This window comes from Cobetia marina (assembly GCF_001720485.1).
GTDB classification, from domain to species: domain Bacteria; phylum Pseudomonadota; class Gammaproteobacteria; order Pseudomonadales; family Halomonadaceae; genus Cobetia; species Cobetia marina.
In genome coordinates, this window is record NZ_CP017114.1 from 1,958,789 (window position 1) to 1,973,847 (window position 15,059).

The following is a 15,059-nucleotide window of genomic DNA, read 5'->3' on the forward strand; positions in this document are numbered from 1 at the left end:
CGCCCGCCCCATGGTGGCGCGATTTCTGTCCCTGACAACAGTAATCGGCCTGACGCCCTGGGCGCCAGTGTGCCTGTCTTTTCCATCGCTTGCCCTTGAGGAGCCGATCCTGATGACCGTGATCCGCCAGGATGACCTGATCCAGAGCGTCGCCGACGCGCTGCAGTACATCTCCTACTACCATCCAAAGGACTTCATCGACGCCATGAACGCGGCGTACGAGCGTGAAGAGAATCCGGCCGCCAAGGATGCCATCGCGCAGATTCTGATCAACTCCCGGATGTGTGCCCTGGGTCATCGTCCCATCTGTCAGGACACCGGTATCGTCACCGTCTTCGTTCATGTCGGCATGAACGTGCGCTTCGAGGCCGAGATGAGCCTGGATGACATGGTCAACGAAGGCGTCCGCCGCGCCTATCTGCTGCCGGACAACGTGCTGCGCGCCTCCGTGCTGGCAGACCCGGACGGCAAGCGTGCCAACACCAAGGACAACACGCCGGCCATCATCCACCACAAGCTGGTGCCGGGGGATACCGTCGAGATCCACGTCGCGGCCAAGGGCGGCGGCAGCGAAGCCAAGTCCAAGTTCGCGATGCTCAACCCGTCCGACTCCGTGGTCGACTGGGTGCTGGAACAGATTCCGAAGATGGGCGCTGGCTGGTGTCCGCCCGGCATGCTGGGCATCGGCATCGGCGGTACCGCCGAGAAGGCGATGCAGCTGGCCAAGGAATCCCTGCTCGAGCCGATCGATATCCAGGAACTGCAGAAGCGTGGTGCCTCCAACCGCGCCGAAGAGATCCGTCTCGAGCTGTTCGAGAAGGTCAACGCGACGGGTGTCGGCGCACAGGGCCTCGGTGGTCTGACCACCGTGCTCGACATCAAGGTCATGGATTACCCGACCCACGCGGCCAACAAGCCGGTGGCGATCATCCCGAACTGCGCGGCGACCCGTCACGTGCACTTCACTCTGGATGGCAGCGGCGCGGCAGAGCTGCCGGCACCCAAGCTCGAGGACTGGCCGGAAATCACCCGTGAAGCGGGCGACAGCGTCAAGCGCGTCAACCTCGACACAGTGACGCCCGAGGAAGTGCAGAGCTGGCAGCCGGGCGACACCCTGCTGCTCAACGGCAAGCTGCTGACCGGCCGTGATGCGGCCCACAAGCGCATGACCGAGATGCTGGCACGTGGTGAGCAGCTGCCGGTGGATCTGAAAGGTCGCTTCATCTACTACGTCGGCCCGGTCGATCCGATCCGTGACGAAGTCGTCGGTCCGGCTGGCCCGACCACCGCGACCCGCATGGACAAGTTCACGCGTACGCTGCTGGAAGAGACCGGCCTGTTGGGCATGGTCGGCAAGGCCGAGCGTGGCCCGACCGCGATCGACGCCATCCGTGACAACAAGTCCAGCTACCTGATGGCGGTCGGCGGCGCCGCCTACCTGGTCGCCCAGGCGATCAAGAAGTCCCGCGTGCTGGCGTTTGAAGACCTGGGGATGGAAGCGATCTACGAATTCGAGGTCGAGGACATGCCGGTCACCGTGGCGGTCGATAGTGCAGGTGTCTCCGTGCACCAGACCGGCCCGGCCAAGTGGAAGGAAATCATCGCCAGCCGCGCCTGAAGGCCGTCTGCGTGATGTGCACGTCATGTCCGTGAGGGCATGAGCCAGGAACCCCGCCCGTGTCATGACATCGGCGGGGTTCTGCGCATCTGGACTCTGCCACGCCGAGGCATCGTTGCCAGCGCAGCTGTGGCATAATCTGGCGACCCTGACGCCTGCAATGGAGCTGCAATGACCGCCTGGTTACTTGGCTTTCTGCTGTTGAGCAGTCACATTCTGGGTGCGATGACCGCCGTCATGGCCCTGATGTCCAGTCGTACCTCACAGGGTGCGATTGCCTGGATTCTGTGTCTGCTGACCTTCCCCTACGTCGCCCTGCCGCTTTACTGGGTATTCGGGCGTCCCCGTTTCTATGGCTATGTCAGTGCCCGCGAGGAGCGTGACTCGACGATGCGACGCGTCTTGATGCGTTTTCGTCCCAAGCTCTCCCCCTGGCTCTCGCGTCCGCTGGGCGGCAATCCCACGCACCTGGATGCCATCGAGCGTCTGGCGATGATGCCGGTGACCACCGGCAATCGCGCCAAGCTGTTGATCAATGGCGAGGAGACGTTCGATGCCCTGTTCGCGGCCATCAAGGCGGCCGAGGATTACATTCTCATCCAGTTCTTCATCGTGCGGAATGACGAGCTCGGTGTGCGACTCAAGCAGGCACTGATGAAGCGTGCCGAACGTGGCGTGCGGGTCTGTTTCCTGTATGACGAGATCGGCTCGCGCAAGCTGCCGGATGGGTACCTCAATGATCTGCTGGAATCCGGCTGTGAGGTGAGTGCCTTCAACTCTTCGCGGGGCTGGCGGCACCGCTTCCAGATCAACTTCCGCAATCACCGCAAGATCACCGTCATCGATGGCCGAGTGGGCTTTGTCGGCGGGCTGAATGTGGGCAATGAGTATCTGGGCCATTCCGAACGCTACGGCGCCTGGCGCGATACTCACCTCAAGCTGGAAGGACCCAGCGTGATGGGGCTGCAGGAGGCCTTCTGGGAGGACTGGCACTGGGCGACTGGCGAGGTGCTGTCGCTGGAGTGGGAGCCCCGCATCAGCTGTGAAGAGTGTCAGCACGTGGTGATCGTGCCTTCCGGCCCGGCGGACCGTCGCGAGACGGCCAGTCTGCTGGTTCAGCAGGCCATCCACTCCTCGGTCAGCCGCATCTGGATCACCAGCCCCTATTTCGTGCCGGACCAGGGCGTGCAGGATGCCTTGAAGCTGGCAGCGCTGAGAGGCGTGGATGTGCGGGTGATGATCCCCGAACGTCCCGATCATCTGCTGGTGTTCCTGTCGGCCTTCTCGTTCCTCTCCGACATGATTCGCTCGGGCGTGCGCGTCTTCCGCTATCAGCCGGGCTTTCTGCATCAGAAGGTGATGTTGATGGACAGTCACACGGCGACCATCGGGACGGTCAACCTCGACAATCGCTCCTTCCGTCTGAACTTCGAGGTCACCGCCTTCGTGCCGGATCACCAGTTCGCGGCAGAGGTGGAGGCCATGCTCGAGGAAGACTTCCGTCATTGTCGCGAGATCAGCTGCGAGGAGCTGGAGGCGCGGCCCATGTGGCGCAAGCTGGTGTCGCGGGCGGCCTATCTGCTGGCCCCGATCCAGTGACCCCGCGCACTGCATGAACCTGCCGCCTGCCGAGTTGAACGAAACTCACTCGGCAGGTCTTGTCATTCGTGGCCATTGCAGGCATCTTCTCGCTATAACTGATCGCCTGTTTATTTCTTTTTGGAATAAACTGAGAGCCTGGATACTTCTCTCGCCATGCATTGGAGAGGGCATCCAGGACGGCGGCTTCATGATTCCGCGCTGAGACCTGCCATGACTGTTCAAGATCTCCACGCCACGACGGTGAGTGACACTCCCTCCACGGCGCCTTCCATCGAGTATCAATTTCGCGATGACGCGGATGTGATCGCCTTTGCACGCCTGCATGTCGGCGATCAGTTGCCTGCCTTCACTATGGCCAGTGAGCTTCAGGTCGAGGAGATCGGCGATGGCAACATCAACTATGTCTATCGCGTCTGCACGCCGGACCGCTCAACCTCGGTGATCGTCAAGCAGGGGCTGCCCTGGGTGCGCATCATCGGCGAAAGCTGGCCGCTGTCGCTGGTGCGGGTACGCATCGAGGCCGAGACGCTGCAGTTCGAGGCCGATTGCGCGCCTGAACTGGTGCCGGCGCTCTATCACTTCGAGGAAGCCCGCTCGGCGATCGTGATGGAAGATATCGGCGATCACCGCAATCTGCGACACGCCTTCCTGGAGCGTGCGTCACTGCCGCAGCTGGGTCAGCAGATGGGGCATTTTCTGGCCACGACGCTCTATCGCAGCAGTGATCTGGCACTCGATGCCCACGACAAGAAGGCGCGCGTCGCACGCTTCACCAATCCCGATCAATGCAAGATCACCGAAGACCTGTTCTTCGTGGACCCTTTCTGCGATCACGAGCGCAACAGCATCAATCCGGCGCTGCGCAGCGATGCCGAAGCCCTGTGGCAGGACGCGGCACTCAAAGTGGAAGTGGCGGAGCTCAAGCAGCGCTTCCTGTCCACGCCCGAGGCGCTGCTGCATGGCGACCTGCATGCGGGCTCGATCTTCGTGCGTGAAGACAGCACCAAGGTCATCGACCCGGAATTCGGCTTCTTCGGTCCGGCGGGCTTCGATATCGGCAGCTGGCTGGCGGCGCTGTGGCTGGCAGCCTGCGCGCATACCGAACTCGAGGGTGAGGAGGGCGACAGGCGTGACTACGTGGCGCAGTTGCGTGCCCAGGCGGTCGCCAGTTGGGAAAGCTTTGCCCGCGAGTATCGTGAGCAGGCCGCCCACACGTCGGATGCCAGCTTTGCGGCACCCGGGGTGGCGGAACGATTGCTGAGCCGTATCCTGCGTGATGCGTTGGGTTATGCGGGCTGTGAGTTGATTCGTCGCACCATCGGGCTTGCGCACGTGCTGGAGCTTGAGTCGATCAACGATGATGCCGTGCGGGCGCGTGCCGAGCGCCGTGCCCTGGCACTCGGGCGTGAGCTCATCCTTGCGCGTGAGTCGCTGGAAGATCTCTCGGCGGCGGATGGCGTGGTCGCGCGTCTGCTGGGGTGAGGCATGCAGCGTCAGGGCTTTGACGCTCGTCGCAAGCGTTGCGGCGCCGGCTAGGGTAGACTCTGCGCTTTCATCGCCACGCAGACAGGCTTGTCCTGGCTGCGTGGGTCGCTGGCGGGAGATGTCCTGCCGAGCATCCGCTTTTCAATAAGAGACTTTCATGGCCCTGTCTTCCACGCCTTACAAGGTTGATCTCTCGCTGACCGACCTTGATCGTGGTGTCTACGAGACCCTGCGTTTTACCGTTGCCCGTCACCCCTCTGAAACCGAGCTGCGTCTGTGTGTTCGCCTGTTGGGCCATGCGCTGTGGTACAGCGAGAACATCGCATTCGGGCGTGGTCTGTCAGACGTCGATGAACCGGCGCTGTGGGAGAAGAGTCTGGATGGCCGCGTGCTGCACTGGATCGAGGTGGGCCAGCCGGATGCCGAGCGCCTGACCTGGTGTTCGCGGCGCACCGAGCGCACCTCGCTGCTCGCCTACGGTAGCCTGCGCGTCTGGGAAACCAAGGTGGTGCCGGCAGTGGCTGGACTGTCCAATCTGAGCATTGCCGCGGTTCCTGAGGGCGCACTGGACGCCATCACCGAATCCCTGCCACGCAACATCAAGTGGACCATGATGATCTCCGAGGGCACCATCTTCATCACCGATGACAATGGTCAGCACGAGATCAATCTGGAGTGGCTGAAAGGGGAGCGCTGAGCGACATGCCGTTCGCGGCACTGGCTGACTGCCCCTGAACCTTCAGGTCAGATACCACGAGACGGCCCCCGCAAATCTTGATTTGCGGGGGCCGTCTCGTAGAGGGCGGATCGTAGAGGGCGGATCGTAGGGGGCGAATCGTAGGGGGTGAATCGTGGCGGACGGCTCGCAACGCAGGCAGATCTGATTGCCGGAGAGGCCTGGCCTCACACCATGCTGATGTCGTGATCGACGATGAGTTGATCACGGCCGCTGGCCTTGGCGTGGTAGAGCGCCTCGTCGCTGCGTTGCACCCAGCTGCTGAGGGTATCCGGATGGCGCCGTTCACTGACCCCGGTACTGAAACGGATCACGCCGTGGGCCAGGGGAGACGCCTCACAGCTTTCACGCAACTGGCGATCGAATTCTCGGGCCACGGCAAGATTGCCCGGCAGCAGGATCATGAATTCCTCTCCCCCATAACGCCCGGCCTTGCCTGAGTATTCTCGGCTCAACGTCTGGATGTGCATCGAGAAGTGCGCCAGGACCTGGTCGCCGTAGGGGTGGCCGTGGGCATCATTGATCTGCTTGAAGTGGTCCAGATCACAGATCAGCAGACAGCTGATGTCGCGTCCGCTGAGGTGGTGTTCGGCGTGTTCATGGATCGTGCGGTGATTGTAGAGTCCGGTCAGACTGTCCAGTCGGCTCAGGCGTTCAAGCTTCTTTGCATAGGCGCGAGCCAGATCACGCTCCTCTCGAATGCGCTTGGCGTAACCGGCGATCACGAGGCTCAGCAGTCCGAACGCCAGGGTATAGCTGACCCCCATGTCCAGGCTGCGCATCGCGGTACTCGCGTAGGAGGAGACCAGTTGCGGGTTGGCCATCTCCCCCCACAGCAGAATCCAGGGCATCAGCATCAGGCCGCTGATGATGACGCCACGACGCAGACGGTCCGGCGGGAGAACCCCCAGCACGTAAGCGGCGGCCATGAGATAGAACAGCAGCGTCGGGCCCGAGGCGCCGTGATTGAAGACCCAGTTGCCCGGCAGCATCACGAAGGTCACCAGCGTGCAGAACAGCCAGGACATGCGGCTGAACTCCCCGTGGAAACGTGAGCGATACCACATCACCATGACCATCAGACTGATGACGGCAAGCGCCACGCTGTACGCGGGGACCGTCAGCTCCATCAGATAGTTGAAGACAGCGGAAAACAGGCCGATCAAAACGGCGGATACCAGAAACCCGTGGTGCAGAATCTGTCGTGCGGAGCCATTCTCGCCAACCAACCAGCGCCAGCTGGTGCCTACCATTTTTGCAAGACGAGTCATGGTACCTCGACGGTCATTGGGCCAGTCGGATGCTTCAGGCATCGGCTGATGATGAAGGCTCATGTGACGTTGGTCGTTGTTCAGTATCAGCCTACTCGAGGAAAGCCGTTTCCGGTTTCACTGTGCCCCAACGTTTCTCGCCTGTGCGGGGAGCGTGACTCACCATCGCCTCAGGGGCCGCCTTCCTCGATGACAGGCGGCAGGGCAGCAGTGGCCCGGCGACAGGCTCGGCTTTCATGAGATAGTTCTCATGCTGTTTGGACGATACTGCCAATGGCTGGCCGATGCATCTTTTCTCGTGTGGCTGCCTGTCCGAGGCTATTTCCACGGCGTATAGCGATAGCTGTCCGGGTCCGAGGGGTCAGGCTTGTCCGACTCGGTAAGTGCCACGAGGGTGTTGCCGTCATCATCTTCTTCCACTTTCGTGACGGTGACGGGGAAGTTGGGTGACAGGGCGTCCAGTGCCGGCCAGTCCCCTTTCTGTATCGTGTTGCCCGTTTGCGGCGTGCTACTGGCACTGACCTTGATCGGGTCGCCGCTGACGGTTTGCCCGTTCTTCAGGTGCGTCGTGAGAGTGAAATGAACGTTCGCCATGTCATCCTTCCTATCAAGTGGTACTGATGGGGTCATGACTAGAACATGGTTCGTCCCATGGGAGAATTCAATCTTTTCCGGAGCGCCACGGGTCGCGAGTCACGCGCTTGCGCGACGAATGACAAGAAATGTTCATATCGGGCTTTTCTTTTTGAGATCAATGCGGTACATTACGTCTCGTCTTGAGGGGGAAGCCTTTCAAGGACGAAGTCGGGACGTGGCGCAGCTTGGTAGCGCGCTGCAATGGGGTTGCAGAGGTCGCAGGTTCGAATCCTGTCGTCCCGACCAGAATTGAAGGGGTTCAGAAGATTTTCATTCGCTTGAAAGCCTCTGAATTTCGAACGATGATCCCTATATGATCCCAGTTCATTCGGTCATCGTTGCAAAGAAGCCAGCTCATTGAGCTGGCTTCTTTGCGTTCTTTCAGAGCGCTGGCAGCGCTCATGGTCTGTTGTCCTTTCTCGAGCGCTATCCTTCTGCTCTCGTCCTCTCGTCCTCTCGTCCTCTCGTCCTGCCGTTCTACTTTATTGTCATGATTTCGTCCTTGCTCACTTGCTGACGATCTTTCGCTCGACCCTCTGGTGGTTCAAGGGGCTATCGGTTCGCGGGCATGGATGCCGGTCTCCAGGTTCTTTGGTCTCCAGGTTCTGTGGTTTCCTGGTGCAATGGCTGGCTGTCAGTGAACTCGTGACAGTGCTTCTCGCTTGTCTTCTATTAGCGATTACGGTACTGGTGGGTCGAGACCCCCCCACCCAGGAAAAGATCATGTCCAGAGACGCTACCCTCGGCCGAGCTATCGCATTGCCATTGATTGCCATGGGGCTGAGTGCCTTGGCATCTTCCGTGTCCGCGGCCTCTCCAGAACTCGTGAGTGGTTGTCAGGACAAGGCAGATTCGATCAAGCAGGAGCTGGAGGATGCCAATGCGCAGGGAAATGCCCATAAGGTGGAAGGCTTGAAGAAAGCGCTCGCGGCTGTGGAAAATGGCTGTGATGAATCCACCTTGCACAAGGAAAGAGAGCAGAAGATCCGCGAAAGGGAGGAGGAGGTCGGGGAGCGTAGACAGGAGCTGGAAGACGCCTTGTCGGATGGTGACAAGGACAAGATAGATAAGAAAGAGAAGAAATTGACGGAAGCCCAGAAAGCGCTGAGCGAGGCGAGAGGTGAATTGGCTGGCGATGGAAGTCTTTGATCTTTGTCATAAGAGAGACATGAGAGAGACATGAGCCGGTTTGACGTCCTCGTCCACCAGTGTCCCGACCAGAGTCCAGATAGAGGCCAGCCGAGAGTTCGGTTGGCCTCTTCTTTTGTCGCGGGATGAAAGGACATGAGCATCTGATACGGTGAGCGAGAGTGGGTCAGGGCTTGCATCCGGTCGTGTTATATCGTTTCAACATATTGATATTGCTGAGTTATTGCGCTTATTGATCAAGATCAAGAAAGGCTCGATCTGCGAGGCCGGGTCATGCTCGCATGGCTTTCTTGATGCTGTGAGTATTAGATTTCTAGTATATACTGGCTTGCCTTCAAGGGAGGTGAGAATGAAAACGGTTAACATTTACATGGAGAGTCGGTTCAACCCGGAGCGTTCCATCCTCAAGGAAAGCCTGGGGGATGGCTACGTGGCAAGGACCTGTGCGGCGCAAGCCCCCAACTTCCTGTTCGAGGTACATCAGGGACAGGACTTCGTGCTGGGGATAGAGGTCGCGGGGGCACGCAGTGCCGAATTCCTGTCGATCATCACGGAGGATTACGTCTATCAGCATCCCAGCATCGAGCCGAAGACGCTGGCGGAGTATCTCAAGAGTCGTGCGCAGCACCCGATCCGACGCAGGAAGCGTCAGGTCGAGGTATCCCCAGTGGCGTACTCTGGCTGAGAGTGCGTGCCTCAGACGTGCACATGGGAATTGCGGTACAGGCAGGATGACTCGATGCCGGGGCAGCGGTATCGAGGCGGGGCTGACACAGCCGTTCCGGCTCAGGCAGAGCGCCTGCGCCAATGTCTTGCAGCCTGCACCAGTGTCGCGCAGATCACGCATGACACCAGCGGCAGGGCCACGTCCAGGCTGGAGTCCCAGTTCCAGTGGTACAGCAGGCCATGATCCCAGGCCACTGCCTTGGGGCCACCCCCCTTGTACTCGTGCTGGGCAATTTCCCGGCCCAGAAAGATGGCGACCGCAATGGCGCCAGACGACCACAGCGTGAAGACTGGCCAGAGCATCAGCTGGATGATCACGGCGATGACGGCGTGCTCGAGAGCGCTTGTCCAGATGTCCGCCGTCAACATGTCTCAACTCCCTCCAGAATGACTCTGCCATATCGTGCAGACGCCCAGCGTCAGCAGTGCATCGAATCGCGCGTGGCGATCAATCACGCGTAGCCCAGCACTCGTTGCAGTCGTGCGGCGTTGTCGGCGACCCATTGGGCATTGATTGGCCCCCAGTCCCGAATCACGTAATGACCGATGTTGTGACGTTGACCTTCCGCATGCTGGAATTCACAGACAATCTCGAGTTCGGCAAGTGCCGAGATGGTGTCCTGGGCGGTGCGCCTCGGCATGCCGGTGGCCTCGATGATGTCCGGCACGCTGTCGATCTCGTGGGCGATGAGATGCGCCACGAACAGGCGACGATAGAAGCTGGTCTGGGTCTTGCTGAGAACGGTGTCGGACATGCAGGCTCCGCTGTCGAGGAAATCATGAAAGGCGATAAGGAGCGGCGAGGGCGATCGCCCGCCCGCCGGGAGGTCAGTGACTGAGCGTGTAGTCGATGGTGGTGACGACCCTGACCTGCTTGATATCGGGGGTATAGCTGTCGAGGTCCGAGATCGAGAAGTAGCCCTGGCTTGCATGCTTGATATGCCCCACCTGACTGCCGGAATCCTCGGCGAACTGTTGCGCGGCACGCCGTGCATCCGCGGTGGCGGCCGCGATCATCTCCGGCTTGAGAGCGGCAAGCCTCGTGAACAGGAATTCGGTGCGGTAGGCATAGTCCGCCGACAGCAGAATGCCGTCACGCACCAGCTCGCCGGTACGGGAAGCGCTCTGCTTGACGAGGTCCACCTCGGGCGAGCGCACCAGTACCGTGGCCTCGGCGCGGTAGCGCTCGTCAGGGCGCTGTGCGTTGTAGCTGTTGGCATGCAGGTCGGTTACCTGCGGTGACGTCACGCTGATCTGCTCGGACGGGAAGCCGCGAGCGGTGAGAAAGTCCCGAATCTTGCGTTCATCATCAGCCAGCGCCTCGTGCAGATCGGACAGGTGGTTGGCATTGACGCTGAAATGCAGTGGCCAGAGAGCCAGGTCTGCCTTGACGTCGCGCTCCGCCAGGCCCTTGACCGTCACCACCCGGTTGGACGCCTCCCAGACCTGTGCCGCTTCCTTGAGATAGCTGCCACTCCAGACCATCCCCACGGCCAGCAGGCCGCCCAATACCAGTGAGCTTGCGAGAGTGCGCATGTCACATCTTCCTTGAGAGGTGAAAGGCCCGTTGCCGAGCCTGTCTGATCAAGCCCCGAGCCTGCCGATCAGCGCTGAGTGTGTCGATCCGCCATGGGCGCCGGATCAGTCCTGAACCTTGCCGCGCATCGCCTTGATCTTGCCCTTGCGAGTCTTGCTGTCGACCCGCCGCCGTTTGGCGCCCTTGCTGGGGCGAGTGGCGCGGCGTGCCTTCTGTACCTTGACGGCATCGAGGATCAGCGCCTTGAGGCGTGCCAGAGCATCTTCCTTGTTGAGTTCAAGGGTACGGTGGCTCTGGGCCTTGATGATGATGATGCCGTCCTTGCTGATGCGTTGATCCGACAGCTGCATCAGGCGTTCCTTGTAGAACGAGGGCAGGGTGGAGCGTTGCACGTCAAACCGCAGGTGGACGGCTGACGCCACCTTGTTGACGTTCTGGCCGCCATTGCCCTGAGCACGAATCTGGGTGAGGTCGATTTCCCAATCCGCCAGTGTCACCGAACTGGAGATGGTCAACATGGCATATCTCCTTGTCGTGGGGAGCCGCATCGAATCTGTCGCGGCCGTGGGGTCATGTTACCGCAATCAACGTCGGGCTTCAGAATCACCCGAGTGTCGGCCGGTAGAGTCGGCCGACAGAGTCAGCCGAGAGGGGAATATCCTCGTCTGGCACAATCAGGTTGCGAAGATATCACGGCAGGCGACACTCACTCCGCCTTCTCGGGCATGTATCTGGTACGCTGTTGCGTAGTGAGGCAGGAGTCGCTGACCGCCGGGCGGCTGATAGCCGGCCTCTGCATCCACGTGAGTCTTTCTCGTGTCAAGCGATCTTCTCGAGCGTGCTTCCCAGTCCCCGCGACGTCAAGGCATCGGGTCGTGGCCTTCGAGACGTTCCTCCGTAGGGTCATGGACATGCGGGATGTCTGGCCTCAGTTCAACCTCTTGCGCAGCGTTCACTCATGGATATTCCGCATCAACGCCTCGTCTATTTTCAGGTCACCATTGAAGCGGGGTCGATCCGGCAGGCTGCCGCTCGACTGGATATCGCGCCGTCAGCGGTCAGTCGCCAGATCGGATTGCTGGAAGAGGCGATGGCCGCCACGCTCATCGAGCGAACCCGTGATGGCGTACAGCCGACACGAGTGGGCGAGATGCTGCTGGACTACATTCAGCAGCGCGAACAGTTGGATCAAAGCTTCGGTGAGCGTCTGGATGCCTACCAGCGGCTGGAAACCGGCGAGATTCGCCTGATCATCGGCGAAGGCTTCGTGGGCGATCTCGTCAACATCCCCCTGCGCGCCTTCCGGGCCCAGTACCCGGGGATCACCCTCAAGGTCAATACCGGCAGCATGCAGAGCATCATCGACCGTGTGGTCGAGGATGAGGCGGATATCGGCCTGATGTACCACGAACGCGTGCACCCTCAATTGCGCTTCTGGCATTCAAGCCCACAACCGCTGGTGGCGATGATGTCCCCGGAGCATCCGCTGGCGGCGGTGAACCATGCGCTGACCCTGGAAGAGGTGGCAGCGCATCCCATGGCGTTGTGGGGCCCCACCCATGGAGTGCGTCAGCTGATGGATGACGGCTTTCGTGACGCGGGCGTACGTCCCCACATGGTGATGCAGACCAATTCCATGGAAGTGCTCAAGCAGGCTGCACGCTCGGAGCTGTGCATCACGCTGCTGCCGGCCTTCGCGGCTGCGCGCGAGCTGGAGGAGGGCGTATTGATCGCTCGTGATGTGGAATGCAGCGCCTTTCGCCAGGCACGCGCCCACATCATCACGCGGATCGGACGGCGCATGCCACGGGCCAGTCTGCAACTTCTGCGCCACCTGGAGCGCTGGATCACGGCCTTCAGTGGCCCCCGTCAGGAGTAGGCCTGTCAGGGGGCGAAGACAAGACGCGTCAGCCCGCGATGGGGGTGGGCTCAGGCTTTCTCGGCAGGCGGCCGGGAGCCATCCGTCACCCTGCCCGGCGCCGAGGCATCGCGTCCTGATGAGCGAGGCGCCCCGGCGTCGGTCGGCGCGCTCGGGGCATCGGCGGCAGGTGATGAGGTGTGTCGTAGTTGAGCGGGAATATCGCTGAGCCAGCGATCACACAGATGATGGATGTCATCCTCATCCGCCGGGCACAGTTCGGGGGGTTGCCAGCGATCGAAGACCGCCTTCATCAACCCGGAAGGCAGCTTGAGGGTGGTCACGTAGCTGCGCGCCAGGCGCAGGTCGCGGCGCAGGGCACCGGTGGAGATACCGGAATCATAATCTCCCGGCAGCACCCAGCGCGGGAAATTCACCTCGCTGACGGCGCTGCGGCCGGCCCCCAGATTGATGGCATCGATGCAGGCGTGAGGCCGCACCCCGGCGCGATAGGCCATCGCGATCGCCTCTGCCGTGGTGATGAGATGGGCGGCGTGGAGATAGTCATTGGCCAGCACGGCCGCATGCCCACAGCCGGCATCCCCGACGTGCAGGTGGCGGGTAGCGATGGCCTCGAGCAGGGGCGTCATGCGTTGTACGGTGGCGTCATCACCGCCGACCAGCAGCGTGAGATGGCCTTCGCTCTCATCGCGAGGGTCGCGACTGGAAGCCGCTTCCAGCCAGTGATGGCCAGCCAGCCGGGTCTGCACGGCCAGCTCACGGCTGATGTTTACATCGCCCCGGCAGAGATCGACGATGACACTGCCCGGCGGTGCCAGTCGCAGCAGGCCTTCCTTGCCGGTCAGTACCTTCTGCACCTGTTGGGAGGTTGCCAGCGCCAGCAGGTAGACCTCGCTGGTGAATCGCTCACGCGGCCGTGCATGCGTATCGAACCACCGCTCGGCCTCGCTCTGCTCATGAGGCGCGTGGCAGCGTTGCTCCACCGTGGCGGTCGCAGCGCCCGCCGTCTCGGCCGTCACCTGGTCCGTCAGCTTGTCTGCCACTTCGCCCGCCACCTCAAACCCTGCCCTTGAGAGCGCCGTACGGCTCCGTGCGCCAATGGCTTCCCTGCCGATCACGCTGATTTTCATGTCGCTCCTTCCTCACCAGAGTCATGACACTGTGTAGATTGCGATGGTCCTTGATCAAGTTCAACGCCGCGCCTGGCGACGTCATCCGCATCGCGCTTGCCGCCAAGGGCATGTGGCCATCAATCGCGCGTCAGCAACTCGCGCACCAGTGACGTCCAATAGCTGACCCCGATGGGGGTGGCAGCGTCGTTGAAGTCGTAGTTGGGGTTGTGCAGTGAGGCGCTGTCCTCGCCGTTGCCCAGCCAGATATAGGCGCCGGGGCACTCCTGCAGCAGATAGGCGAAGTCTTCCGAGGCCATGGAGGGCGGCAGATCGCGATGGACCTTCTGGATGCCGGGCAGTTGCGCCAGGACATTGGCACAGCGTTCGGCGTGTCCCGGAGTATTGAGGGTCGCCGGGTAGCGTGGCTGATAGTCGAACTCGACCTTGAGGCCATGGAAGGTCGCCATGGCATCGACGGCATCATGGAAGCGCTGCTGCAGGTGCGCCCGCAGTGCCGGGTCGAAACAGCGCAGCGTGCCACGCAGCTCGACCACTTCCGGCATCACGTTGAAGGCATCGCCGGCATGGAACTGGGTGATGCTGAGAATCGCGGTCTTGTGGGCCGGCGTCTCGCGGCTGATCAGCCCCTGAAGCTGGGTCACCAGCTGGCAGGCCGCCAGGATGGTGTCCTTGCCCAGATGCGGCATGGCCGCATGACAGCCATGACCGCTCAAGGTCAGGGTGAAGACATCGAAGGCCGCCATCACCGCCTCGTCATGCACGGCGGCTTCGCCCAGCGCCAGTCCCGGCCAGTTGTGCAGGCCGTAGATGGCCTCCATCGGGAACTGCTCGAACAGGCCATCCTCGACCATGCGGCGTCCGCCGCCTTCGTTTTCCTCGGCGGGCTGGAACACGAACACCACGCGCCCGGCGAAGTCCGGATCACGCGCCAGCATGCAGGCCGCGCCCAGCAGCATGGTGGTATGGCCATCGTGGCCACAGGCATGCATCTTGCCGGGTGTGTGCGAGCAATGTGAGACGGCGTTGGCCTCGGTGACATCCAGCGCGTCCATGTCGGCACGCAGACCGATGGTACGTCCCGGCCCCAGATTGCCATCCAGCACCGCCACCACGCCGGTCTCGGCAAGTCCGGTGGTGACCTCGAGACCCGCCGCACGCAGGATCTCGGCGACGCGCGCCGAGGTGCGGTGCTCCTCGAAGGCCGTCTCGGGATGCTGATGAAACTCATGACGCCAGCTGCGCAGCAGTGCCTCGTCGATGTTCTCGGGTAGTTGCATGCTGAATTCC

General features: G+C 61.5%; 16 protein-coding genes and 1 tRNA gene. 8 read left to right on the forward strand and 9 right to left on the reverse strand.

All coding sequences use genetic code 11. The features are described from left to right. Positions 1-112: 112 nt before the first annotated feature. From BFX80_RS08330 to BFX80_RS08345, 4 genes are all read left to right on the forward strand, one after another. Positions 113-1,618 (forward strand): fumarate hydratase, encoded by a 1,506-nt coding sequence (locus BFX80_RS08330; RefSeq protein ID WP_077375915.1) that lies wholly within the window; start codon positions 113-115, stop codon positions 1,616-1,618. 171 nt (positions 1,619-1,789) lie between these two features. Further along, entirely contained in the window at positions 1,790-3,217 is a 1,428-nt protein-coding gene (gene cls / locus BFX80_RS08335; RefSeq protein ID WP_077375918.1) for a cardiolipin synthase, read from the forward strand. Positions 3,218-3,430: 213 nt separating this feature from the next. Then, positions 3,431-4,702, forward strand: coding sequence for an S-methyl-5-thioribose kinase (gene mtnK, locus BFX80_RS08340; protein WP_084208552.1), 1,272 nt, complete (start codon positions 3,431-3,433; stop codon positions 4,700-4,702). A gap of 160 nt (positions 4,703-4,862) precedes the next feature. Next, the gene (locus BFX80_RS08345; protein WP_077375924.1) at positions 4,863-5,402 is read left to right on the forward strand and encodes a YaeQ family protein; all 540 of its coding nucleotides are present in this window, start codon (positions 4,863-4,865) and stop codon (positions 5,400-5,402) included. Positions 5,403-5,608: 206 nt separating this feature from the next. On the opposite strand, the gene BFX80_RS08350 is transcribed toward BFX80_RS08345, so the two are convergent. Both BFX80_RS08350 and BFX80_RS08355 read right to left on the reverse strand, forming a co-directional pair. Continuing rightward, a complete protein-coding gene (locus BFX80_RS08350) occupies positions 5,609-6,712 on the reverse strand; it encodes a GGDEF domain-containing protein (RefSeq protein WP_127735216.1) in 1,104 nt (367 codons plus the stop codon). A gap of 318 nt (positions 6,713-7,030) precedes the next feature. Further along, on the reverse strand, positions 7,031-7,306 hold the full coding sequence (locus BFX80_RS08355; RefSeq protein ID WP_084208554.1) for a hypothetical protein: 276 nt from the start codon (positions 7,304-7,306) through the stop codon (positions 7,031-7,033). Between the two features lie 211 nt (positions 7,307-7,517). Between BFX80_RS08355 and BFX80_RS08360 the strand changes: the two genes are divergently transcribed. After that, positions 7,518-7,594 (forward strand) — tRNA-Pro (locus BFX80_RS08360). A gap of 13 nt (positions 7,595-7,607) precedes the next feature. Here the strand turns inward: BFX80_RS08360 and BFX80_RS17830 are convergent. After that, positions 7,608-7,751, reverse strand: a complete 144-nt coding sequence (locus BFX80_RS17830) for a hypothetical protein (protein WP_157109460.1) — start codon at positions 7,749-7,751, stop codon at positions 7,608-7,610. 320 nt (positions 7,752-8,071) lie between these two features. Between BFX80_RS17830 and BFX80_RS08365 the strand changes: the two genes are divergently transcribed. Both BFX80_RS08365 and BFX80_RS08370 read left to right on the forward strand, forming a co-directional pair. Next, complete coding sequence (locus BFX80_RS08365) at positions 8,072-8,497, forward strand: DUF1090 family protein (protein ID WP_084208555.1); 426 nt, start codon at positions 8,072-8,074, stop codon at positions 8,495-8,497. A 349-nt stretch (positions 8,498-8,846) separates the two neighbouring features. Beyond that, positions 8,847-9,182 (forward strand): hypothetical protein, encoded by a 336-nt coding sequence (locus tag BFX80_RS08370; protein ID WP_084208556.1) that lies wholly within the window; start codon positions 8,847-8,849, stop codon positions 9,180-9,182. Between the two features lie 101 nt (positions 9,183-9,283). Here BFX80_RS08370 and BFX80_RS08375 read toward each other — a convergent pair whose 3' ends face one another. From BFX80_RS08375 to arfB, 4 genes are all read right to left on the reverse strand, one after another. Beyond that, on the reverse strand, positions 9,284-9,592 hold the full coding sequence (locus BFX80_RS08375) for a hypothetical protein (RefSeq protein ID WP_084208557.1): 309 nt from the start codon (positions 9,590-9,592) through the stop codon (positions 9,284-9,286). Positions 9,593-9,675: 83 nt separating this feature from the next. Beyond that, positions 9,676-9,978 (reverse strand): winged helix-turn-helix domain-containing protein, encoded by a 303-nt coding sequence (locus tag BFX80_RS08380; RefSeq protein WP_084208558.1) that lies wholly within the window; start codon positions 9,976-9,978, stop codon positions 9,676-9,678. Between the two features lie 73 nt (positions 9,979-10,051). Then, entirely contained in the window at positions 10,052-10,759 is a 708-nt protein-coding gene (locus tag BFX80_RS08385) for an SIMPL domain-containing protein (RefSeq protein WP_084208559.1), read from the reverse strand. Positions 10,760-10,864: 105 nt separating this feature from the next. After that, on the reverse strand, positions 10,865-11,278 hold the full coding sequence (gene arfB / locus BFX80_RS08390) for an alternative ribosome rescue aminoacyl-tRNA hydrolase ArfB (RefSeq protein ID WP_077375950.1): 414 nt from the start codon (positions 11,276-11,278) through the stop codon (positions 10,865-10,867). A 440-nt stretch (positions 11,279-11,718) separates the two neighbouring features. On the opposite strand from arfB, the gene BFX80_RS08400 reads away from it, so the two are divergent. Continuing rightward, positions 11,719-12,639, forward strand: coding sequence for a LysR family transcriptional regulator (locus BFX80_RS08400; RefSeq protein WP_084208561.1), 921 nt, complete (start codon positions 11,719-11,721; stop codon positions 12,637-12,639). A 50-nt stretch (positions 12,640-12,689) separates the two neighbouring features. Here BFX80_RS08400 and BFX80_RS08405 read toward each other — a convergent pair whose 3' ends face one another. Then, on the reverse strand, positions 12,690-13,769 hold the full coding sequence (locus BFX80_RS08405) for an NAD(P)-dependent oxidoreductase (RefSeq protein WP_084208562.1): 1,080 nt from the start codon (positions 13,767-13,769) through the stop codon (positions 12,690-12,692). Positions 13,770-13,888: 119 nt separating this feature from the next. Continuing rightward, a complete protein-coding gene (locus tag BFX80_RS08410; protein ID WP_084208563.1) occupies positions 13,889-15,049 on the reverse strand; it encodes a M20 aminoacylase family protein in 1,161 nt (386 codons plus the stop codon). Positions 15,050-15,059: the final 10 nt, after the last annotated feature.

What these genes read in the sequence shown, in the direction of transcription:
- BFX80_RS08330 (WP_077375915.1), top strand. Translation starts at nt 113, where the DNA reads ATGACCGTGATCCGCCAGGATGACCTGATCCAGAGCGTCGCCGACGCG.
- cls (WP_077375918.1), top strand. Translation starts at nt 1,790, where the DNA reads ATGACCGCCTGGTTACTTGGCTTTCTGCTGTTGAGCAGTCACATTCTG.
- mtnK (WP_084208552.1), top strand. Translation starts at nt 3,431, where the DNA reads ATGACTGTTCAAGATCTCCACGCCACGACGGTGAGTGACACTCCCTCC.
- BFX80_RS08345 (WP_077375924.1), top strand. Translation starts at nt 4,863, where the DNA reads ATGGCCCTGTCTTCCACGCCTTACAAGGTTGATCTCTCGCTGACCGAC.
- BFX80_RS08350 (WP_127735216.1), bottom strand. Translation starts at nt 6,712, where the DNA reads ATGACTCGTCTTGCAAAAATGGTAGGCACCAGCTGGCGCTGGTTGGTT.
- BFX80_RS08355 (WP_084208554.1), bottom strand. Translation starts at nt 7,306, where the DNA reads ATGGCGAACGTTCATTTCACTCTCACGACGCACCTGAAGAACGGGCAA.
- BFX80_RS17830 (WP_157109460.1), bottom strand. Translation starts at nt 7,751, where the DNA reads ATGAGCGCTGCCAGCGCTCTGAAAGAACGCAAAGAAGCCAGCTCAATG.
- BFX80_RS08365 (WP_084208555.1), top strand. Translation starts at nt 8,072, where the DNA reads ATGTCCAGAGACGCTACCCTCGGCCGAGCTATCGCATTGCCATTGATT.
- BFX80_RS08370 (WP_084208556.1), top strand. Translation starts at nt 8,847, where the DNA reads ATGAAAACGGTTAACATTTACATGGAGAGTCGGTTCAACCCGGAGCGT.
- BFX80_RS08375 (WP_084208557.1), bottom strand. Translation starts at nt 9,592, where the DNA reads ATGTTGACGGCGGACATCTGGACAAGCGCTCTCGAGCACGCCGTCATC.
- BFX80_RS08380 (WP_084208558.1), bottom strand. Translation starts at nt 9,978, where the DNA reads ATGTCCGACACCGTTCTCAGCAAGACCCAGACCAGCTTCTATCGTCGC.
- BFX80_RS08385 (WP_084208559.1), bottom strand. Translation starts at nt 10,759, where the DNA reads ATGCGCACTCTCGCAAGCTCACTGGTATTGGGCGGCCTGCTGGCCGTG.
- arfB (WP_077375950.1), bottom strand. Translation starts at nt 11,278, where the DNA reads ATGTTGACCATCTCCAGTTCGGTGACACTGGCGGATTGGGAAATCGAC.
- BFX80_RS08400 (WP_084208561.1), top strand. Translation starts at nt 11,719, where the DNA reads ATGGATATTCCGCATCAACGCCTCGTCTATTTTCAGGTCACCATTGAA.
- BFX80_RS08405 (WP_084208562.1), bottom strand. Translation starts at nt 13,769, where the DNA reads ATGAAAATCAGCGTGATCGGCAGGGAAGCCATTGGCGCACGGAGCCGT.
- BFX80_RS08410 (WP_084208563.1), bottom strand. Translation starts at nt 15,049, where the DNA reads ATGCAACTACCCGAGAACATCGACGAGGCACTGCTGCGCAGCTGGCGT.